General features: G+C 39.1%; 21 protein-coding genes and 3 pseudogenes. 18 read left to right on the top strand and 6 right to left on the bottom strand.

Features of this window, described 5'->3' with window-relative positions; genetic code table 11:
* The first annotated feature begins 39 nt into the window (after nt 1–39).
* A complete protein-coding gene (locus tag J416_RS16660; protein ID WP_420805424.1) occupies nt 40–435 on the top strand; it encodes a stage II sporulation protein M in 396 nt (131 codons plus the stop codon).
* A 1,015-nt stretch (nt 436–1,450) separates the two neighbouring features.
* On the opposite strand, the gene J416_RS15645 is transcribed toward J416_RS16660, so the two are convergent.
* Nucleotides 1,451–1,768: a hypothetical protein gene (locus J416_RS15645; protein ID WP_003464726.1), complete on the bottom strand. Its 318-nt coding sequence runs from the start codon at nt 1,766–1,768 to the stop codon at nt 1,451–1,453.
* Nucleotides 1,769–2,139: 371 nt separating this feature from the next.
* Here J416_RS15645 and J416_RS03375 point away from each other — a divergent pair, with 371 nt between their 5' ends.
* The 4 genes and pseudogenes from J416_RS03375 to J416_RS03385 all read left to right on the top strand — a co-directional run bounded on the left by J416_RS03375 (nt 2,140) and on the right by J416_RS03385 (nt 5,458).
* A complete protein-coding gene (locus J416_RS03375) occupies nt 2,140–2,487 on the top strand; it encodes an AbrB/MazE/SpoVT family DNA-binding domain-containing protein (protein ID WP_040512806.1) in 348 nt (115 codons plus the stop codon).
* 2 nt (nt 2,488–2,489) lie between these two features.
* Entirely contained in the window at nt 2,490–2,660 is a 171-nt protein-coding gene (locus J416_RS16390; RefSeq protein WP_003464732.1) for a type II toxin-antitoxin system RelE/ParE family toxin, read from the top strand.
* Nucleotides 2,632–2,766, top strand: a complete 135-nt coding sequence (locus J416_RS16395; RefSeq protein ID WP_276116420.1) for a type II toxin-antitoxin system RelE/ParE family toxin — start codon at nt 2,632–2,634, stop codon at nt 2,764–2,766. Before J416_RS16390 ends, J416_RS16395 begins: the two co-directional genes overlap by 29 nt.
* Before the next feature lie 419 nt (nt 2,767–3,185).
* A pseudogene (locus tag J416_RS03385) lies at nt 3,186–5,458 on the top strand (glycoside hydrolase family 3 C-terminal domain-containing protein).
* Nucleotides 5,459–5,515: 57 nt separating this feature from the next.
* Here the strand turns inward: J416_RS03385 and J416_RS03390 are convergent.
* Complete coding sequence (locus J416_RS03390; RefSeq protein ID WP_003464733.1) at nt 5,516–6,238, bottom strand: MurR/RpiR family transcriptional regulator; 723 nt, start codon at nt 6,236–6,238, stop codon at nt 5,516–5,518.
* A gap of 191 nt (nt 6,239–6,429) precedes the next feature.
* On the opposite strand from J416_RS03390, the gene J416_RS03395 reads away from it, so the two are divergent.
* Nucleotides 6,430–7,881 (top strand): glycoside hydrolase family 1 protein, encoded by a 1,452-nt coding sequence (locus J416_RS03395; protein ID WP_003464734.1) that lies wholly within the window; start codon nt 6,430–6,432, stop codon nt 7,879–7,881.
* A 64-nt stretch (nt 7,882–7,945) separates the two neighbouring features.
* Here J416_RS03395 and J416_RS03400 read toward each other — a convergent pair whose 3' ends face one another.
* Nucleotides 7,946–9,046 carry a 5-methyltetrahydropteroyltriglutamate--homocysteine S-methyltransferase gene (locus tag J416_RS03400; protein WP_003464737.1) on the bottom strand — a complete coding sequence of 367 codons (1,101 nt, stop codon included), beginning with the start codon at nt 9,044–9,046 and terminating at the stop codon, nt 7,946–7,948.
* Between the two features lie 166 nt (nt 9,047–9,212).
* Between J416_RS03400 and J416_RS03405 the strand changes: the two genes are divergently transcribed.
* Nucleotides 9,213–9,725, top strand: coding sequence for a type 1 glutamine amidotransferase domain-containing protein (locus J416_RS03405; protein ID WP_156809499.1), 513 nt, complete (start codon nt 9,213–9,215; stop codon nt 9,723–9,725).
* A 52-nt stretch (nt 9,726–9,777) separates the two neighbouring features.
* Here the strand turns inward: J416_RS03405 and J416_RS03410 are convergent.
* A pseudogene (locus J416_RS03410) lies at nt 9,778–10,127 on the bottom strand (winged helix-turn-helix transcriptional regulator).
* A 127-nt stretch (nt 10,128–10,254) separates the two neighbouring features.
* Between J416_RS03410 and J416_RS03415 the strand changes: the two are divergent.
* The 9 genes and pseudogenes from J416_RS03415 to J416_RS03445 all read left to right on the top strand — a co-directional run bounded on the left by J416_RS03415 (nt 10,255) and on the right by J416_RS03445 (nt 18,060).
* The gene (locus J416_RS03415) at nt 10,255–11,313 is read left to right on the top strand and encodes an LLM class flavin-dependent oxidoreductase (protein WP_003464744.1); all 1,059 of its coding nucleotides are present in this window, start codon (nt 10,255–10,257) and stop codon (nt 11,311–11,313) included.
* A 13-nt stretch (nt 11,314–11,326) separates the two neighbouring features.
* On the top strand, nt 11,327–11,893 hold the full coding sequence (locus J416_RS03420; RefSeq protein ID WP_003464747.1) for an NADPH-dependent FMN reductase: 567 nt from the start codon (nt 11,327–11,329) through the stop codon (nt 11,891–11,893).
* A gap of 68 nt (nt 11,894–11,961) precedes the next feature.
* Nucleotides 11,962–12,111, top strand: coding sequence for a hypothetical protein (locus J416_RS15650; protein ID WP_156809500.1), 150 nt, complete (start codon nt 11,962–11,964; stop codon nt 12,109–12,111).
* A gap of 183 nt (nt 12,112–12,294) precedes the next feature.
* The gene (locus J416_RS03425) at nt 12,295–13,341 is read left to right on the top strand and encodes a TAXI family TRAP transporter solute-binding subunit (RefSeq protein WP_003464750.1); all 1,047 of its coding nucleotides are present in this window, start codon (nt 12,295–12,297) and stop codon (nt 13,339–13,341) included.
* Nucleotides 13,328–13,879, top strand: a complete 552-nt coding sequence (locus J416_RS03430) for a DUF1850 domain-containing protein (RefSeq protein ID WP_003464753.1) — start codon at nt 13,328–13,330, stop codon at nt 13,877–13,879. The genes J416_RS03425 and J416_RS03430 overlap by 14 nt, the downstream gene beginning before the upstream one ends.
* 51 nt (nt 13,880–13,930) lie before the next feature.
* A pseudogene (locus tag J416_RS16135) lies at nt 13,931–14,991 on the top strand (TRAP transporter permease); the annotation flags it as partial.
* Between the two features lie 240 nt (nt 14,992–15,231).
* On the top strand, nt 15,232–16,113 hold the full coding sequence (locus tag J416_RS16140) for a TRAP transporter large permease subunit (RefSeq protein WP_240407248.1): 882 nt from the start codon (nt 15,232–15,234) through the stop codon (nt 16,111–16,113).
* A 74-nt stretch (nt 16,114–16,187) separates the two neighbouring features.
* A complete protein-coding gene (gene cwlD, locus J416_RS03440) occupies nt 16,188–16,901 on the top strand; it encodes an N-acetylmuramoyl-L-alanine amidase CwlD (protein WP_003464781.1) in 714 nt (237 codons plus the stop codon).
* Between the two features lie 103 nt (nt 16,902–17,004).
* Nucleotides 17,005–18,060 (top strand): Mrp/NBP35 family ATP-binding protein, encoded by a 1,056-nt coding sequence (locus tag J416_RS03445; protein ID WP_003464784.1) that lies wholly within the window; start codon nt 17,005–17,007, stop codon nt 18,058–18,060.
* 123 nt (nt 18,061–18,183) lie between these two features.
* Here the strand turns inward: J416_RS03445 and gerD are convergent, their stop codons facing one another.
* A complete protein-coding gene (gene gerD, locus J416_RS03450; protein ID WP_003464787.1) occupies nt 18,184–18,849 on the bottom strand; it encodes a spore germination lipoprotein GerD in 666 nt (221 codons plus the stop codon).
* A gap of 143 nt (nt 18,850–18,992) precedes the next feature.
* Here gerD and J416_RS03455 point away from each other — a divergent pair, with 143 nt between their 5' ends.
* Nucleotides 18,993–19,607, top strand: a complete 615-nt coding sequence (locus J416_RS03455) for a KinB-signaling pathway activation protein (protein ID WP_003464789.1) — start codon at nt 18,993–18,995, stop codon at nt 19,605–19,607.
* Between the two features lie 7 nt (nt 19,608–19,614).
* Here J416_RS03455 and pdaB read toward each other — a convergent pair whose 3' ends face one another.
* Nucleotides 19,615–20,403, bottom strand: coding sequence for a polysaccharide deacetylase family sporulation protein PdaB (pdaB, locus tag J416_RS03460; RefSeq protein WP_003464790.1), 789 nt, complete (start codon nt 20,401–20,403; stop codon nt 19,615–19,617).
* A 159-nt stretch (nt 20,404–20,562) separates the two neighbouring features.
* Between pdaB and J416_RS03465 the strand changes: the two genes are divergently transcribed.
* Nucleotides 20,563–20,784: a hypothetical protein gene (locus J416_RS03465; RefSeq protein ID WP_003464810.1), complete on the top strand. Its 222-nt coding sequence runs from the start codon at nt 20,563–20,565 to the stop codon at nt 20,782–20,784.
* Nucleotides 20,785–21,088 lie beyond the last annotated feature (304 nt).

Genomic DNA, 21,088 nt, shown 5'->3' on the forward strand with positions numbered 1-21,088 from the left:
GCAGTACTTGGCTTTGCTTGCTTACTATGAAGTCTGCAGATCGAGCCGAATAGTTTACTTGATTTATATTTCAATAATATAATTGCTTCACTTTCACTAATGTCTGGACTTGTTATTGTTGGCATCGGTACAATTATCTTTTTAGTGCTAAACGGTATTATTGTAAGTATTTCAATTAGGGATCAACTGAATGGAGGAATGAACTTTTATGAAGTTCTAGTAAAGATAGTTCCTCATGGTGTATTTGAAGTACCAGCTTTACTTTGTGCAAGTATAATAGGGTTTAAATCAATTACAATAATAGTTCGTATTTTATTTAGTTCTCATCCCAATAAGAAGATATTAATTGATGAAACATTTAAAATTATCTTGTTAATCTTTATAATAATACTTTTATTGTTTTTAGGTGCTGTAGTAGAATGGTATATAACATGAAAAGGAGTTGAGATAAAATTCATAAAAAAAATAATTATTTTTCTACATTATGTATGATTATTGGACTGCTATTTCTAATTTTAGAGTTCTATAAGGTTTCTTTGTTTTTACTCTTAAGTTCAACAGTAATATTTAGCCTTCAATTGTATTTTCGTATCAATTCAACTCCAATAAAGGTAGCATTAGGAGTAACACAATTGTTGATCATTTCATCAATTATTATTTTTATAGTGCAAATTTCATTTTAAAGAGGTGATACTATAACACTTACTATGAATAAACAAATTTTGCTAAAATTCACTGGGATTTTTGTGAATTTTTCATTCTATTTCATTAGCATATTTTTTATCTAAGGAATTTGTTAAATGAGATTCCAAGTCTTAGCCCCTTCATTACTAATACTGTAGTAGTGACTGTCGGGATGCTTAATATATTTACACTAACGATAGGTATTTTCATATTGACTTTATTAGCTTACTTTTTTGGTAAGATACTGGACAGTCATACTTCTAAAAAACAATACCTCTACATAATAAGTATGGTTATTTTTGTTTGTTCACTAATTAATATTCCTTTAGCAATTGCGAAATTTGTTTAGTAATAGCAATTCAATATATTTACCGAGTGATAACTTATTGTTTATCTTTTTAAATCCGTTTTTAGTACTTGGATGCTATGTTTTACTAAGAATGACCAAAAGAATTACTTATCTTTTATGAAATGCAACCTACCCAAAAATATGATGCCATTATATCAGCTATTTAAAGTGGACCCCATTGTCAAGATAAATATAAGGTGGGTCATGATTCTTGTTCCTTGTCCATCTAAGTCACCCTGATGGGGAGGAATATGATAAGAATTATGATAGGCTTTCTCATCCACCGGCAGAAGCGCAACTTGACTTCGGTCTGATGGAGGCAGTGAAAGACGGGAAATATATTGATGTTCATGGAACGGCAAAGGCACAATTACTAAAAGGCAACGTCAATACCAAGCAGGCTTTCTCTCCACTCCTTTACGAAATGACATACCGTTCTGTAGGAACCGGAAATCCCATTTCCCGCAATCCCTTAAATAATGTCTTGTTTGTCCGACGTAATTTTTTTCTTAACTTTTGATCCTCCAATAACCAGTCAGATACTATGTCTCCCCATTCTTCTTCATACATCATCCCTTTCTTCTTTTCGTTTTTTTCCTTAGGTATCTGTTCACCATCAGCATATTTCTTAGCGGTTCTCCAATTGATTTTATGAATATCTGCAATCTCATTCATAGATAATGATTTATCATTTCTTAAACATTTGATAGAATTAATTTCAGGCATTGTCAGCATTCCTTTCAACCTCCACTGTTTTGATTAGACACCAATAACAGTAGGGTATTATTTGGAGGCTGGCAAGCCTTTTTTCTTTCTCCATTTTTTTGTGTACAGCGTTGTGTATCTTTACGCTACATTACTATGTACTTTTATCTTGCCATAAACACCTTTCGCTATGAATACTTGAATTTCCTTGGAGGTACTCGTGCATGCGCCATTTCCATATAAGGAAAACTTGCGTATCATATCCTGTACGTATTATAATTAAGACAAAGAATCCGAGAAACAAAGAGGTAAATTTACTAGTTTCTTGGAAAACGTGAATATTTTAAAGGGGGCGGGGCATAATGATGGCTATAAAAGCAACGGTAAGGAGGAATGGGGATATGGCCCAAGAACCAAGAAAAAAATCGCGCCGTATATCTATCTCCAACAAACGCCAGATCACTGTGCCGAAAGAATATTACGATTATCTCGAAATGGAGACCGAAGCCAATATAGAGCTTGAGGGAAATAAAATTGTTATCACCCCGGTCCGAGAAACCAATGACGACTTCTTAGAGTTTATTCTCAAAGATCTTATCGACGAAGGGTACGGAGGAGAAGATTTACTCCAGGAATTCAACCGTAGGAAGAACAATATCCGCCCTGCGGTTGAAGCGTGGATGAAGGACGCTCATGAAAACGCAGAGAACGTAGAATCTGTGTCGGATTTGTTCGAAGAGGATGAATAGCCATGGAGAAATCGAAACTGAGAGTCCAGAATCCGGCCAAACAGTTTTTCAAGAAAATCAAAGATAAACAGCTTAAAAATAAGTATGAAAATGCAATTGAGTGCATATGCCTAGACCCCTATCAGTCAGGTGAACCGAAGACGGGTGACCTTGCAGGGGGTCTATGGGTATGACATCCGTCATAACAAAACAGCATACGAGCTTGCGTACATGATAGAAGAAGACGACGACGGAAATACCGTGATCATTCTCCATGCAGGTACGAGGGAACAATTTTAGAAAGAGCTGAAACGGTACCTCCAGTAAGTGGTATACATAGAAAGATCGAGCGAAAGGCGAGTAAAACAGCTTCCGTATCTTTTGGCAAGTAAATCTCAATCGTTTCTCTTTTTCGTATCTGATTGACCGTATTAAGGTATAAGCATCTACGCCTTCATGATAAGACAGAATGGGAAACGTATGCGGAAAGCACGTCGTTCACCGCAGTTACACAATCCTCAGCCAATGATGGCTGTGGATTTTTATTATTTGTGCATTTTTAGAATTCATGTAAAAATGAATACATGAGGTGTTTCGAGTATTGATTATGATTAATCGTTTTTCCATCAATTTTTTGATACATGTGATCTAAAGGTTTATCAGTAATAACTACTTCAATAATGAAATCGATTACAATTATGGCGAAAAGGAGGATGTTTGTGAGACAAGATATAGAACAAATGATTGAAGGTATGACAGTAGAAGAAAAAGCGAGTCTTTGTTCAGGATTAGATTTTTGGCATTTAAAAGGAATGGAGAGATTAGATATTCCATCTGTCATGGTTACGGATGGACCGCATGGATTACGAAAGCAGGCAGAAGGTGCTGATCATCTCGGAATTCACGATAGTGTGCCTGCGATTTGTTTTCCATCGGCAGCAGGTTTAGCAAGTACATGGGATAAAGAATTACTACATCAAGTCGGTGAAGCATTGGGGGAAGAAGCACAAGCAGAAGATGTCGCTGTGTTACTAGGGCCAGGTGCTAATATCAAACGATCTCCGCTTTGTGGTCGGAATTTTGAGTATTTTTCTGAAGATCCATATTTATCTTCACAATTAGCAACCAATCATATCAAAGGCGTTCAGTCAAAAGGTATTGGTACGTCGTTAAAACACTTTGTAGCCAACAACCAAGAGCATCGGCGAATGTCAGTGGATGCACAAATTGATGAACGCACACTAAGAGAAATTTATTTAGCTAGCTTTGAAAATGCCGTCAAACAAGCACAACCATGGACAGTTATGTGTGCTTACAATCAAGTGAACGGCGAATATGCTTCTGAAAGTTACCGATTATTAACAGGGATATTGCGTGATGAGTGGGGCTTTGAAGGATTTGTCGTTTCTGACTGGGGGGCAGTGAATCAACGAGTAGATGGTCTGAAAGCAGGTCTTGAGTTGGAAATGCCAGCAAATAACGGGTTAAATGATCAAAAGATTGTTGAAGCGGTCCATCAAGGCCATTTACAAGAAGCAACGTTAAACACAGCAGTGAAGCGGATTCTAACAGTGATTGATCAGTCCATACAACAAAACCAAGAAAACGCAACTTATGATCAAGACGCACATCACAAGTTCGCTAGACAAGTAGCCGCTGATAGTATGGTGTTACTCAAGAATCAAGATCAAGTTTTACCATTATCAACGTCGTCACCAATCAGTGTCATTGGCGCATTTGCTGAGACGCACGAATTCAAGGTGGTGGGAGTTCACATATTCATCCGACGAAAATAGATAGCGCCATTGAGGAAATGAAGGCCTATGGTGCGAATATCCAATATACGGCTGGATATGATTTAGACAAAGACGAAGTTGATGATGAGAAAATAAAACAAGCACAGGATGCTGCTAAGAATGCTGAAACAGCTGTGGTTTTTGCTGGCTTACCTGATCATTTTGAATCAGAAGGGTATGATCGTGAGCACTTACAAATTCCAGAGAACCACCGTCAATTAATCGAAGCGGTTGCCGCAGTCCAGCCGAATACAGTTGTTGTATTAAGCAATGGCGCACCGATTGAAATGCCATGGCTCGATCAAGTAAAGGGTGTTATTGAAAGTTACTTAGGTGGACAAGCGTTTGGCGGGGCGATTAGCGATGTACTTTTTGGACAAGTGAATCCAAGTGGGCGATTAGCCGAAACATTTCCAATGACATTAAGTGACAACCCGTCATACTTAGATTTCCCAGGTGAAGCAGATACCGTGCAATATCGAGAAGGTGTATTTGTTGGCTATCGCTACTATGATACCAAGAATATTCAACCACTATTTCCGTTTGGATTTGGTCTCAGCTATACACAATTTTCATATAGTGATTTACAAGTAAATAAGAAAGAAGTGACGGATCAAGAAGTAGTGGATGTTTCTGTGCGTGTCAAAAATACGGGAAATAGGGCAGGAAAGGAAGTTGTTCAGCTTTATGTCCGAGATGAAGAAAGTACGATCAATCGTCCAAATAAAGAATTAAAAGGGTTTGAGAAAGTGTATGTAGAGCCAGGTGAAGAGAAGCTCGTCACCTTTTCATTAACTAAAAGGGCATTTGCATACTATCATGTAGGCCTTTCAGATTGGCATGTGGAAACTGGTGATTTTACCATAATGATTGGTAAATCGTCAGCAGAAATGGTGTTAGAGGAAACGATTCGCGTAAATAGTACAGCATCGATTCCATTAATCGTACATCGTAATACACTTGTTGGCGATTTGTTACGTGATCGTACACTAGCACCCATCGCGAAAGAATTACTTATGGAAAATAGTCCTTTTGGTGATATGGCATCAAGTGATCAACAAGATGGAATGATGGAAGCTATGCTTGAAAACCTTCCGCTCCGTGCTATGGTAAACTTCAGTATGGGTGCCTTTACGAATCAAATGTTAGATGACATGATCGAGAAATTAAACCAAGCCAATACACATGTATCATAAGAACCCAAAGCCTGGCTCTCGATTCAGAGGCCAGGCTTTAGCATCTTGGTAAAATGCCTAATGATTTGATGAAATTTTTCGTGCGACAGATTCGAGTATATAAACGACAGGCACTTGGGTGGTAATATTGGCATCTTGGTACCATTCCTCAGTGACATAATAGGACAAGTTAAGGTCTGAGATTTTTGCGATCGTTGATAATTTATTGTTGGTAATACTGATCACTGTGCTACCTTCTTGTTTTAATTGGTTAAGTTGCGTAACAGTAAAGGGATTTTCGCCTGAAACGGACAATACGATCGTGACACTATTTTCGCGGAAGTTTGCATGAATCGGAAAATGAGGGTCTTTTATATATAATGAAAACTTGCCAATACTAGAGAAATATCTTGCCCCGTACTCGGCGAGAATGCCAGAGCTACCAATCCCAATAAAGATGACACTATCCGCCTTGGAAATCACAGCGGCTGCTTCATCCATCGTTTGTTCCAAATCTCCTTTCAAGGTTCGCTCAAAAAACTCGGTAATGGAATGCTGTGGACTTTTAATGACTGTTTTCTTCTGTTCTTCTAGGCTCATTTTTAGCTTGATCTTAAATTCGGAAAACCCTTCACAACCGACTTTACGACAGAACCGTAAGATAGTTGCAGTGGAGACGTGTGTATGATCAGCTAACTCACGTATACGCATATAAGCAACTTTTTCACTATTTTGGGAAATATAATTATATAACGATGTTTCCAGTTCGTTAAAAGAAGCAATCATTTCATGTGTGAACATGTCGGTAGAATCCTTTCTTTGGATATGTACTACACTTATCTTAGCATAATGTCCTGTATGTTACATAGCGTTTCACATACGAAACAAGTCACGATCTGTGTTACTCGCTACCGAATCCATGTATATGATTTACTTGAAGATTTCGAAAACTTTATAATGAAAGGTAAGTAGAAATGATAGGAGGTCAAATCATGACGAAACAATATACACCATTTCCAAAAGACTTTCTTTGGGGTGGCGCCACCGCAGCGAACCAAATTGAAGGTGGTTTTGGCGAAGGAAATAAAGGATTAAATATTGCAGATGTGTTACCAGGTGGAACAGAACGTTTATCGGTTTTAAGTGAACCAGGCTTTGACTTTGAAATCGACCGAGAAAAATATACGTATCCGAACCATGATGCGATTGACTTTTATCATCGCTATAAAGAAGACATTGCCCTATTTGCTGAAATGGGTTTTAAAGTATTCCGTCTATCGATTGCTTGGACAAGAATTTTCCCAAATGGCGATGAAGAAGAACCAAACGAAGAAGGACTCGCGTTTTATGACCGTGTGTTTGACGAATTACACAAACATAATATTGAACCTGTCGTTACAATCTCTCACTATGAAATGCCATTAAACTTAGTGAAAAACTATGGTGGCTGGAGAAGTCGTGACGTTGTGACATTCTTTGAACGATATGTGAACGCCATTTTTGAACGTTATAAAGATAAAGTGAAATATTGGATGACGTTTAATGAAATTAACAGTGGTTTAATGATGCCGATTATGGGATTAGGTTTCTCGATTCAAAATGAAGAGGATAAGTATACACCGACATTCCAAGCATTTCACCATCAATTTGTGGCTAGTAGCTTAGCGGTAAAAGCTTGTCATGAAATTATTCCAGATGCGCAAATTGGCTGTATGATTATTTATGCACCGGTTTATCCGTATGATTCCAATCCAGAAAATGTGCTTCATGCGCTGAAAGAAGAGCAATTGTTTAACTATTTCTGTGCGGATGTACAGGTGCGCGGGGAATATCCAGCGTTTATCAATCGTTATTTCAAGGAAAACAACATTGAACTCGACATAAAAGATGGCGACCTAGCGTTAATCAAAGAGCATACAGTTGACTATATTGGCTTTAGCTATTACATGTCTCGTACAGAGAGAAAAGAGAAGACCAATGAAGAAAAAGCAGAAGGTAACATTATGTCTGGTGTGAAAAACCCATACTTGAAAGCGAGTGAATGGGGATGGGAGATTGACCCAACTGGTTTGCAAGTTGCCTTGAATCAATTGTATGATCGCTATCGTTTGCCATTATTTGTTGTGGAAAACGGACTAGGAGCGAAAGATAATGTCGATGTAGACGGTCCGATTCAAGATGATTACCGCATCAATTACTTACGTGAGCATATTGAAGCGATGGGTGAGGCGATTAAAGATGGTGTTGACTTAATGGGATATACTGCTTGGGGCTGTATTGACTTAGTCAGTGCCTCAACGGGTCAAATGTCGAAACGTTATGGCTTTATCTATGTGGATAAACAAGATGATGGTAGCGGAAGCTTTGAACGTAGTCGTAAGAAGTCGTTCTATTGGTACCAAGATGTCATTGCTACAAACGGCGCGAACATTTTTGATGAATAAAACGAAAAACCCGTCATGCTAACTGGAGCATGGCGGGTTTCTTTATCCTTACCTCTTCAATGCTTTATTTCCATACGTCGTTGGCGATGTTGACGACGTGTTCGAGCTTTTTCCATTGTTCATCTTCCGTTAAGAGGTTACCTTCTTCTGTAGAGGCAAAGCCGCATTGTGGACTGATGCTTAACTGTTCGATCGGCACAAATTGAGAAGCCTCATCAATTCGACGTTTAATATCATCTACTTTTTCTAATTCGCCGTGTTTCGATGTAATGAGACCAAGCACAATTTGCAAGTCCTTGCGGTTTACGAAACGAAGCGGCTCAAATCCACCTGCACGATCACTGTCGTATTCAAGGAAGAAGCCATCGATATTTAATCGTTCGAAAAGAATGTCCGCTACTGGTTCATATCCGCCTGAAGCAATCCAAGTGGAGCGGAAGTTACCGCGACATATGTGCATCGTTATACTCATATCATCTGGACGATCAGCAATCGCTTCGTTAATCGTCTTGGCGTATACATCCATTAATTGCTGCACATCATATCCTTTGGCACGAAGCTGCTCTTTTTGTTCATCGGAGCAGAAGTAAGCCCATGCAGTATCGTCAAATTGTAAATAGCGACAACCGGCTTCGTAAAATGCTTGAATGGCTTTTTTATACGTTTGGGCTAAGTCATGGAAAAAGGATTCTTGATCAGGATAGACACTTTCATCAATTTCTCCGCGAAAATGTAACATGCTCGGACTAGGAATCGTCATTTTTGCTGTGTGATCACCTGCTAATTGATGTAGGTACGTAAAATCCTTTACCATTGGATGATTGGAAAAATCCAATCGACCGGTTACTTTAATGGATCGTGCTTTTGTTTGCTGCTGTTGAAATTGGATACCGGAACCGCCCATGTATCCTTCAACACCATCTAAGTTTTCTAAGAAATCGAAATGCCACCAGCCACGACGAAATTCTCCATCGGTTACAGCTGACAGCCCGATGTCTTTTTGCTTTTGGACAATGCGACGAATTTCTTCATCTTCAATTTCTCGCAAACGAGTTGCAGAGATTTCGCTATTTTGAAATTGTGCTCTCGCTTCTTTCACGCGGTCAGATCGTAATAAACTGCCGACATGATCAGCGCGAAATGGTGCTTTTGTTTGTGTTGTCATATGTAAACCCTACTTTCTAATGATGTACTTCCCTTTTATCATACCATATTCATGCACATGAGTTGAAAGAGAAGCCGTCCTATTGATATGGTTTACAATAGATTTTTATGTGGTAAAAATCAGAATATAGAAGAAACTAAAATGACAATCAAATCAAGGAGTGAATATGATGGCAAAAATCGCTACCGTACTAACGGATTATGTGGAGGATGTTGAATATACAGCACCAGCTAACGACTTTAAGCGAGAAGGTCATGAGGTGGTCACGATTGACGAGGAAAGTGGGAAGTCCATTAAAGGTAAGCAAGGCATGACCATAAAAATTGACGAAGGTATTGATGATGTATCTCCTGATGATTTTGATGCACTGCTCATTCCAGGTGGATTCTCCCCAGATATTTTGCGCGGAGATGAACGGTTCGTAAAATTTGCGAAAGCCTTCATGGATGCGAAAAAACCGGTCTTTGCGATTTGTCATGGACCGCAGCTGTTAATTACAGCAAAAGCGCTAGAAGGACGAGATGTGACAGGGTATCAGTCGATTCAGGTAGACTTAGAATATGCAGCCGGACATGTAAAAGATGAAGAAGTCGTTGTCTGTCAAAATCAACTGGTGACGAGTCGACAACCTGATGATATCCCTGCATTTATTAAAGAATCACTGAATTTATTAAAATAGCGATGACGTTGGGGGAAGAAGCCATTCATAATGGTTTCTTCCCCCATTCTCATTAGGTAGCTTCAGTTTCGTGTTGTTGTTTTTGTTTGCGTAATGTGTGCTGGGTTCCCCATTCATGCATGGCCTCTAAAATCGGCTGAAGCTTTTGCCGTAATTCGTCAGCGAATATTCAACTTTTGGTGGTACTTGTGGATATACGACACGTTCTACAATATCCTCGTCTTCCAATTCACGTAACTGCTTTGTTAGCATCTTCTGTGTAATGCCGGGCATTTTCTTCTTGAGGTGGTTAAAACGTTGTGTACCTTCGTTTAAGAGATGAAGGAGTATAATCGGTTTCCATTTTCCGACTAATATGCTCAATGCATCCTCCACACGGCATGCATCTGGATCAAACTTCATATCGATCTCTCCTTTACAGTATCTTTTAGGATACTATATTTCGTAAAAGTGCGTACTTCCCATTTTATGCTATTTGGTTCATAATAACATAGAGAATGGATTTTGTCAGAGAAAGGCGTGAAACATCATGGAACAATACCGTATCAATCCGAAACAAGGGATGGAATTTGGGATATATACATTAGGTGATCATTTAGCAAATCCAGAAACAGGTGAGCGCATTCCTGCTTCACAACGTTTAGAAGAAATCGTGGAGTTAGCTAAGCTCGCAGATGAAGCTGGCATTGATTTTTTCAGTGTCGGTGAAAGTCATCAGGATTATTTTACGACCCAAGCGCATTCGGTTGTTTTATCGGCGATCGCTCAAGCCACCGAAAAAATAAAAATAGCTAGTTCTTCAACGATCATTAGCACTTTAGACCCGGTTCGTGTGTATGAAGATTTTGCCACAGTTGATTTAATTTCGAAAGGCCGCACGGAAGTGATTGCTGGCCGGGCATCAAGAGTTGGTAATTTTGACTTGTTAGGTTATAATTTGCATGATTATGAAGAATTATATGAAGAAAAATTTGATCTATTACTGCAAATTAATCAAAACGAAGTCGTGAACTGGAATGGGCAGTATCGACCTGCTTTACGTAATGCCCGTGTGTTGCCGCGGCCGTATCATGGTTCATTACCGATTTGGCGCGCGGTTGGTGGTCATCCTTCTAGTGCGGTGAAAGCAGGTTATAGCGGGGTGCCCATTTTCTTAGCGACATTAGGAGGGCCTGTGTCTATTTTTCAGCGCACTGTGGATGCTTATCGTGAAGCACTTGTTGAAGCGGGGTACGATCCAGCTGAATTTCCTGTCGCAACAGCCGGCTTTTTCCATCTTGCTGAGACGACTCAACAAGCACAGAAAGAAATGTATTCCTATATTAATGAAGGTATGAAGAAAACAAACGGACGAGGATTTCCAAAATCGAACTTTGCACAAGGGGCCGATCGCCGCAATGTCATGAATATTGGCAGTCCACAAGAGATTATCGAAAAAATGTTATATCAGCATGAAATGTTTGGTCACCAGCGTTATATTGCACAAATGGATTTTGGTGGTGTCCCGTTCAGCCAACTTCGTCGAAATATCGAACAAATCGCTACAGAGGTCCTACCAGCAATAAAGAAATATACGGCAGAGAAGTAAGGAGGAATGAAGCATGAAGATTGTCGGAATATCTGGTTCCATTGTCGGTTCAAAAACTAAAACGGCAATGAGTCAAACAATCCAAACATTACAAGAGCGCTATCCAGATGCGGACGTCACACTGATTGACTTAGCGGAGTATGAGATTCAGTTTAGTGACGGGCGCAATTATTTAGACTATCCAGGTGATACAAAATATGTGACGGAAACGATGATGGAAGCTGACGCATTAATCATTGGTACCCCAATATTCCAAGCGTCGATTCCTGGTACACTGAAAAATCTATTCGATTTACTTCCCGTGGATGCTTTCCGTGACAAAGTGGTCAGTATGGTTGTAACAGCAGGTTCAGCCAAACATTACTTAATCGCTGAGCAACAGTTAAAGCCGATACTTGGCTATATGAAAGCGCAAGTGTTACAAAACTATGTATTTATCGAAGAACAAGATTTTTATCGGAAAGAAATCGTCAATGATGATGTGTTTTTCCGAATCGAACGACTTGTAGAAGAGACCATGGTTTTAGCAGAAACTTACCAACATATGCGACAAGCAGAAGATGAGAAATACGGCTTTTAAAAAAGGATTTTGATCGACACCTCAACCATTCGATAGGTATGAGGTGTCTTTTTTGGGATCATTATTTTTTGCGTCAAACGGAAGCGTTGCAAGTAGCTGTTTGCATCGAAAATGGATTTATGAGTCAAATAGCGCGTTCAGTGGTAGCTGTTTGCATGATAAATGAATTTTTGCGTCAAACAGACGACTGGAAGGCCATGGTTTGCATAAAAAACTGAGGGGATGTGCTCTTTACCGGGAAATCGTCGATGGATTCACCAAGGATTTCCCAGTAATCGTTAGCATGAGGAGATACTCAATAAATTCATTGGTGAATGACCGGGAATGCCTTCTTTTTTTGAAAAATTTTTAGCATAAACGTAGGACGTGCAAGCATAAAACCTAATAAGGGGGTTTTAGATGTGAAAAAGCGAAGTCTTATGTTTTTGCTGATACTTATCTTTGGTCTGTTTCTAGCAGCATGTAGTAATGCCGATAACACAACAGATGAAGGGGAAGAATCAACAGAAGAAAATAATGAAACTAGTGAAGAAGGTAGCGAAGAAAGTGAAAATAATGAAGAGGCTCAGACAGAAAACTGGTCAGAAGATGTCGTCGTGCTTACTGGTGGCGAAGCGGGTGTCTATTTTCCGCTAGGAGTAGCGATGGCTGATATTATGGATGAACATGTCGACGGTGTAAGTGCGACGGGAATTTCAAGCGGTGCATCTGTCGTAAATGCCAATGAATTACACGATGATGCAGCTGAATTCGCATTGCTTCAAAATGATATTGCTTATTATGCACATGAAGGTTCAGAAATGTTTAGCGAAGTTGTGGACGGGTTTAGCGGTGTGTTTACGATTTATCCAGAAACGATTCAGATTGTGACGTCAGCGGATAGCGGGATTGAAACGGTCGAGGATTTAGAAGGGAAACGAGTAGCGGTCGGTGATATAGGGTCTGGTACAGAAGCGAATGCCAAACAAATCTTAAACGCGCATGATATTACTTATGACGACATTAGTGCTGAGAGAATGGGCTTTGGTGACGCATCAACAAACTTACAAGATGGCAATATTGATGCTGCTTTTGTAACAGCAGGTACACCAACAGGTAGTATTCAAGAGTTGGCAGCGACGACGGATATAGGTATTGTAAGTATCAATGATGATAAGATTGATCAATTAACTGAAGAATATCCGTATTATACGAAAGTCGAACTTGATGAAAATACGTATGAGAATTTTGATGCAACAGCAACGACCATTGCTCCCCAAGCGATGCTAGCCGTACGGGATGATCTTCCAGAGGATCAAGTTTATGAGCTAGTAAAATCGATTTTTGACAACTTGGATGCGATGGAAAACGCGCATGAACGCGGAGCAGACTTAACGATTGACACAGCGCAAGACGGAATGTCGATTGAGTTGCATCCAGGAGCAAAAAAATTCTATGACGAACAATAACATTCATAAAGAGGAAAGAAGGGCATGGCTTGGAAGCGATGCTCTTTTTCACAAAAAATTATGGTTGATTTTCTTAATAATTGGTGCGGTGCTTGTAGGGTTATGGTGGTCAAGCCCGGATGCGCGTCTATTAATTAAGGAGCGGGAGTCTGGTGACATCTTATGGCAAAACGCGATTCGTGCAGGTGAGAGCTTCTCACATCAGTATATTCATTCCGTCGAGAAGTCTCCTGTGAAGGAAGTGTTTGAATATACAGAAAGTGGCCACATTGTCACAATGGAAAGTTGGACGAAATCGTTCGGAGCTGGTCTACCTTATCAACGCAAGGGTGAAGTCGAAATGGAGGACGGTTATTATAAATTGATGAATTTAAATCGTCCAATACACAGTAATATATTACGTATACAGCCATCAGATTTATATCGCCATACATTTTCTTATAAAAGGGAAACGCTTACGTTATCAAAAGCCCCTTTTGTAAAGAAAGTCATCGAAATTACCGTTGACCCCATTCCTTGGTATCGACAACTTTTTTAACGAATCGGAATGAAAAGAGGTGTGATAATGGATGAGCAGCAAAAAGATATGATGCAAGAACTGGAAGGAAGTGATCGAAAGTTACGTCAGTATTGGAAACTACCTGTTTTAACCGTCAGTCTCATATTGTCGTGTTTTCATCTTTATGTAGCTGGCTTTGGTTTGCCGGGCATTGGTTCGAAAACGTTTTTGATTCTTCATGTCATGCTCGGTTTGATATTGGTATTTCTCATTTTTCCGATAAAAAAAGGATTACAACAAACACGAATTCCTTGGTATGATCTATTGTTATCTGTATGTTCACTCGTTATCGGTACGTATATCATTCAACGACAAGATGCATCATCAATTATGTCTGGCCAGCCCACAGATATGGATTTATTCGTCGGTCTTTCGTTCATTGTGCTAGTATTAGAGGCAACACGGCGCGTGGTCGGGAAACCTTTAGTGATTATTGCGCTCATCTTTATCGCTTATTTTTTCTTAGGAGAGTGGATGCCTGGTCAATTTCATCATACACGTGGTGACTTCGAACGATTTGTCTATGAAATTACATACCGAAACAATGGTATATTTGGTACACCAGTGTATGCATCTGCGCAATTTGTCTTTATCTTTATTTTATTTGGCGCCATTCTAGAATCAACGGGAGCCGGGAAAATGTTCATTGATTTGGCGCTACGACTGTTTGGAAGGTATAAAGGCGGCCCGGCCAAAGCGAGTGTGGTTTCAAGCGGAATGATGGGGAGTATTTCTGGCAGTTCAACAGCCAATGCTGTGACGACTGGTACATTCACCATTCCACTGATGAAAAAAGTAGGTTTTAAACCGCATGTAGCGGGTGGTGTGGAAGTAGCGGCATCTTCGAGTGGTCAGTTTTTACCACCCATCATGGGAGCGGCGGCGTTTATTATGGTGGAGTTTACGGGCGTTGCTATTATCAAATTATCCAAAGCGCCTTAATTCCTGCCATATTAGCTTATGTCGGCATATTGTTTATGGTCCACTTTGAGGCATCAAAGAACGGTATTGTAGGGATCAATAAAAATGAGTTAGTATCGGGAAGAAAACTATTGATACAGCAAGGGTATTTATTACTCCCAATCTTGGTTTTATTATATTTCCTTGTCGTCATGCGTGTTTCTGTCAATAATTCAGCTTTTTTCTCGATTGTTATGCTACTCGTATTAGCAGTATTTGTCCATCGATTTAAGGAAAATTTGCTGAGAGCTTTTATGTATGCAGTGGCCATAGGGATACTGGTATATTTCCTTCAATATGTGATCCCATTCGTTAACCAAGGTGTTTACCAGCTCAATAACCTTTTGGACATCAACTTCTTTAGTGAGGAAATGATTCGATGGAAACCTGCCATTAGTGTTGTCACTTGGATAGCTTTGGCGATTGCTTGGTTGTTTGCGATATCGCAAAAGAAATTCAACGTGAAAGCAGCACCCGTTCGTTTTGATTGGAAACAAGGCATATCCGGATTTGAGACAGCAGCTCGGAATGCATTGTCGATTATCGTTGCTTGTTCTACGGCAGGGATTTTAATCGGTGTGATTACAACATCGGGATTATCGACGAAGTTTACTCGGATTGTGATTGATTTTTCAGAAACATTAACGAACGCACTACCTGCATTTCTCGTAACGAGTAATACACAATTATATTTTGCTTTGATTTTAACTGTATTTGCTTGTTTGTTATTGGGGCTAGGTTTACCGACGACGGCGACTTATGTTGTATTGGCTGCGATCGTAGCACCTGTCTTAACTGACATGGGGGTACATGTTATCGTTGCTCATTTATTTGTGTTGTATTACGGTGTGTTAGCCGATGATACACCACCGATTAATTTGCCAGCCTATGCGACAGCCGGAATTGCTAAAGCAGGTCCTGTTCGTACTGGTGTTCAAGGCTTTAAATATGATTCCGCTGCACTCTTATTACCGTTCGTGTTTACATTAAATCCTACGATATTATTGATAACGGATGTTAGTTGGTACCAGGTTGTTTGGGCGATTATTACCGCCACGATTGGAATGATCGCTTTTGCTTCATTTATTCAAAATTGGTTATTACGCACATATCATTGGTATGAACGATTATTGGCGTTACTAGCAGCTTTATTATTCATTCAAAATCATTTGCTGACAGATGTCATGGCGTTGACCATACTGTTGGTTCTGGTTTCGCTACAATTATTAGGTGTAAAAAGAGAACACATGTAAAGATTGCGTATTTGGCATAACCCTGTTGCTTGTCCCATATAGTGTTTACAGGAGAACTATAGGGGGAAAGCGGTATGTCAAAGATATGGAAAGTAGCGCTATGGTTAATTGGATTGTTTATTTTAATTCTTTTATTGCAGTATCCGATGCAGAAGACATCTGACTCTTGGCAAACTTGGTCGTTACCACTAGCTGGGAAAACAATTGTCTTAGATCCAGGTCACGGCGGCGTTGATGGTGGGGCAGTCGGTGCAGATGACACTACAGAAAAAATGATCGCCTTACAGGTATCACAGATGCTAAGAGATTATTTGCAACAGTCAGGAGCAACGGTATATTTAACAAGAGACGGTGATTATGACTTAGCTGATCAAGATACGAAAGGGTACTCACGCAGAAAAACAGAGGATATTCAGCGAAGAGTTGATTTTATTCGAGACAAGCAAGCCGATTTATTTTTAAGTGTTCATTTAAATGCATTACCTGATAAAAAATGGCGAGGAGCGCAAACCTTTTATCATCCGGGAAAAGAAGATAACGAACAACTAGCAAAAGCCATTCAATCAGAGATTATACGGAATTTAAATAACACGGAGAGAGAGCCAATGGCACTTCAAAATATTTTTATTTTAAAATATGCCGAGACGCCAGGGGCGCTAGTAGAAATCGGTTTTCTGTCTAATGAAGAAGAACGCAGTCACTTAGTGACAGAAGAGTATCAACGGAAAATGGCTGCCAGTATTTATGAAGGGATTATCAAATATGTTTCTGAAGCAAGTACAGAATAAGTGCATGAATATATTTATAAGAACGAGCATCTTTCACTGAAGGAAGCTCGTTCTTGTGTTATACTGGTGGCTAACAGATAAAGCTTGAATTGAGGTGACTGGTTTGCTTACGGAACAACATGTAACCGAATTATTAGAGAAAATGAAAGATCCGTTTTTACATAAAACGTTTAAAGAAACTGGTGGTATTGAAGAAATCTTGATCAAAGAAGAGAAAAACCATGTCAGTGTGAAACTCGCCATTGCTAAAACCAATACGGCGGAACAAATGCAGCTTCAACAAGAAGTGGTTAATGGATTGAAAGAACTTGGTGCAGCTACGGTTGGGCTGCGTTTTTCACAGTTGTCTGAAGATGTGATTAAGAAATTTCAGCCAACGAAGGAAGAACAGCCGTCCCTTCTGAGTGAAGACTCGAAAACCAAATTTTTAGCAATAGCCAGTGGTAAAGGCGGTGTTGGGAAATCAACAGTTACCGTAAATACGGCGGTTGCTCTTGCTCGTCTCGGTAAAAAAGTCGGAATTATTGATGCGGATATCTACGGGTTTAGTGTGCCTGATATGATGGGTGTCGAAGAAAGACCGAAGTTAAGAGGCAATAAAATAATTCCAGTGAAGCGGTTCGGTGTACAGATGATGTCAATGGGTTTCTTTGTGGAAGACAATTCTCCCGTTATTTGGCGTGGACCAAGATTGGGTAAAATGTTGAACAGTTTTTTCAAAGAAGTGATATGGGACGACTTGGATTACTTGTTATTAGACTTACCGCCAGGAACGGGCGATGTAGCGTTAGATGTGCATAACATGTTGCCTTCATCCAAGGAATTGATTGTTACGACTCCTCATCCGTCTGCAGCATTTGTAGCTGTAAGAGCTGGCCAAATGGCAATAGATACAGATCACGATATTTTAGGTGTCATCGAAAATATGTCATTCTTTGAAAGCAAAGTGACTGGTGAGAAGGAGTATGTCTTCGGTAAAGGTGGTGGTGACAAGCTAGCAGATGTCTTGAATACTGAAGTGATCGGCCGAATGTCACTACAACAGCCGTATGATGAAGAAGATGTATTTGCTCCATCTGTTTATCAAGAGAATCATCCAAACGGAAAAGAATATCAGAAAATTGCTGAAAAAATCATTGAAGAATACGGTGAAAAATGAGGCAAACGATAGCAAAAAATCCAAACGTTATCTGATATATACAGGTAACGTTTGGATTTTCGTTTGTGGTACTGAATGTAGAAGGTAAGGCTCGTAATATAGTTGGCATTAGCGGAGTGTTATTTAACCTCCGCCACCGCCAGATCCAGAGCCACCACCCTGTCCGCCTTGCCCACTTTGTCCACCTTGTTGTCCATTTTGTCCACTTTGCCCGGATTGTCCGCCTTGTTGTGACTGCATTTCTTTGGCGGCGTTCAAAATGATATCAGATATTTTTGATTGGAACATGGGAGACGACATAGTTTCTTCTACTAACTTTTGTAAATGGGAACGAAACTGTTGTCCTTGTAACACTTTCAACGTTTGTTCTTCCATTTCTGGATTCTTTAATATTTCCATCAGTTTCTTTTGGAACTTCGGATCACTCATTAATCCTTGCATCACTTTTTTATGCTGATCTTGCAAAGAAGTGGCAAAAGATTCTACAAATTTTGGATCTTTGAATAACTTCTCCCAAAATTTTTTCCCTTTATCTGAAGATAAGGCTTTTGTTACAGCTTCTTCCATCGCTTTTGAATCTAATACATACGTCTGTTGCATATCATCGCTCGTTAATACTTCTGTAATGGCTTTTTTTCCGTCATCGGTTTTGAGAATATCGGCGACCATTTTTTTGGTGCCTTCATAATCATTGTTGTTTTGTGCAGCATTACTATTTTGATCACCGCCACAACCGGCGAGAACAAGCAATAATATGGTGATTATAAGAAAATGTTTTGTTCGATTCATACGCACCGCTACCTTTCCAAAGAAAATGGTGTGTATTTATAATATGGAGTCAAAGAAAAATTATATGTATTCAAGCAGAAAAAAATGAAACTTCATGATAAAATGGAGTAAAAGAAATTCGAGATCGTTTAGGAGGAACCATTTTGAATAGTCGTAATGTCGTTCGGTTGTTTTTCTCTACATTAGCTATAGGGGGAATTTCAACGTTAATTGCCAGTTTTTTTGTGAAAACAGGTGCGTACATAGAATTTATGAACCCAATCGATTGGTTTGAAATATTAGGGCTTTTCATATTCTTTTTAGCATTAGGTTTTGTTTTTAGTTTAATTAGTCAGATGGGATTTTTCGCATATTTAACCGTGAATCAATTTGCATTAGGCGTTTTTAGACGATATTGGCCTATTGTACAAATTGGCTTAATTGCATTTGCTTTATTTGATTTAGTTTATTTTCGCTTCCAAGCAGAAGGTGGATCATTACTTACATACATACTCGTAGCTGTGCTTTTATTGGTTTATAGTTGGATTGTTGCTGGAATCAAGGCGAAAGAAACGAATCGAAAAGCATTTATCCCAGCGTTGTTCTTTATGGTTGTGATTACCGCGATTGAATGGGTGCCTGGCTTAAGAACGAGTGGTGGTGATTATGCATGGTTAATGATTGTGCCGTTAGTGATTTGTAACACGTATCAATTATTAATTTTGCATCGTCTCACTGACCAATCAAAACGAGAAAGGGAAATGAAAGAGCAGTCATAGCATCGATCTATGACTGCTCTTTTTCGTTTCGATTTGATTCTAATTCGTCTTGTTCACTCTCGGCTCCTGTAATTAATTCCGATATCGTCGTTAGTTGTAATTGTTGGTTTTTAAACTGCGGAATAATTTCAGATAATGCATCTTCGGTTTGTTTCACGGAATCAGAAGCGTGCATGAGAATGATGTCGCCATTATTTGTTTCTGACAGAACGTGGTCAACGATTTTATCCGTTCCAGGATTTTTCCAATCATTTGGATTTACACTCCACTGAATCATTTTTAGTCCTTGGTTTTCTACCATGGATATAATTTCTTCATTTAAATGACCATTTGGTGCTCGGAATAAGTACGTATTTTCATATCCTAATTTAGTAAAGGTATCTTTTGCTTTCAAGATATCTTTTTGAATCGCATCTTTATCCATTTCTAAGTAAGATTTGTATTGATAACCAAGCATGCCGATTTCGTGTCCGCCTGCTTCAATATCTTCCATTAAATCTGGATGGAGCTCTGCCCATTCTCCACTTATAAAAAACGTTGCCGTCGTACCGTTTTCTGACAATAAGTCCAAAATCGGTTCTAACTGTTCTTCTCCCCAACTGATATTAAAAGTAAGGGCAACGGATGACTGTTCGCTATTGCCCGAACTTAATGCTTTCGGTGCTGATTGATCTGAAAAAACAGTGAATGAATATTGTGATTCTAAAAATAAAAAGAAAGCGACAAATAAAGCGGCAGGTAAGATCAGCATCCATTTTTTACGTTTGTGTATATCAAATGTATAGCTTTGGTCCACTTTTCTCCCTCCTATATGACAAGGCTTGTTTTATTCTATGAAGCCTGTCTGTTAAATATGTTGTCTAATCATGTTTATTTTTGCGTATATTCAGGAATATATGTAATAACTTCAAATGAAGGATAGGACATATCGTAATTATGGGAGTGAAATATTTTCATGTTAGGTTTACTAATTAATGATAATGAACAAGCCGAATTAGAATATGTAATCAAAAGGGAGTTAGAGGAGTTGCTATTAGATTTGGAAGATAGTCGAATTGATCAAGGATTAAAGCACTCCATGCAAATTCGATATAAACGATTGTTTCAATTATTAACCAGAGTGGCAAACGATGAAGAAGTAAAAAAGTATATTCCGCAAAAGGTAATGACAGAATAAAATGTCGCTAAGGCAATCAACATTTTATTCTGCCTTGGCATTTTTTATCTTAGTGTTCGACCATGCTTGTAAACGAAATAATACAATCATTAAAAAATAATGAAAAATAAATAATCGACCCTTGTACTATGTATAGGAATGTGTTATATTACTCCTTGTGACTCGTTAAGGGGTCAACGAAAGCAACATGAATCATTAAAAAATTCAAATGTTTTGTTGACACATCATTAGAACCATGATATATTATATGTCGTCGCGAAAACAGAAGACATTTTTTCGATGACTATTGATCTTTGAAAACTGA

It is taken from the genome of Gracilibacillus halophilus YIM-C55.5, from assembly GCF_000359605.1.
In the GTDB taxonomy this organism is placed as follows: Bacteria; Bacillota; Bacilli; order Bacillales; family Amphibacillaceae; genus Gracilibacillus; species Gracilibacillus halophilus.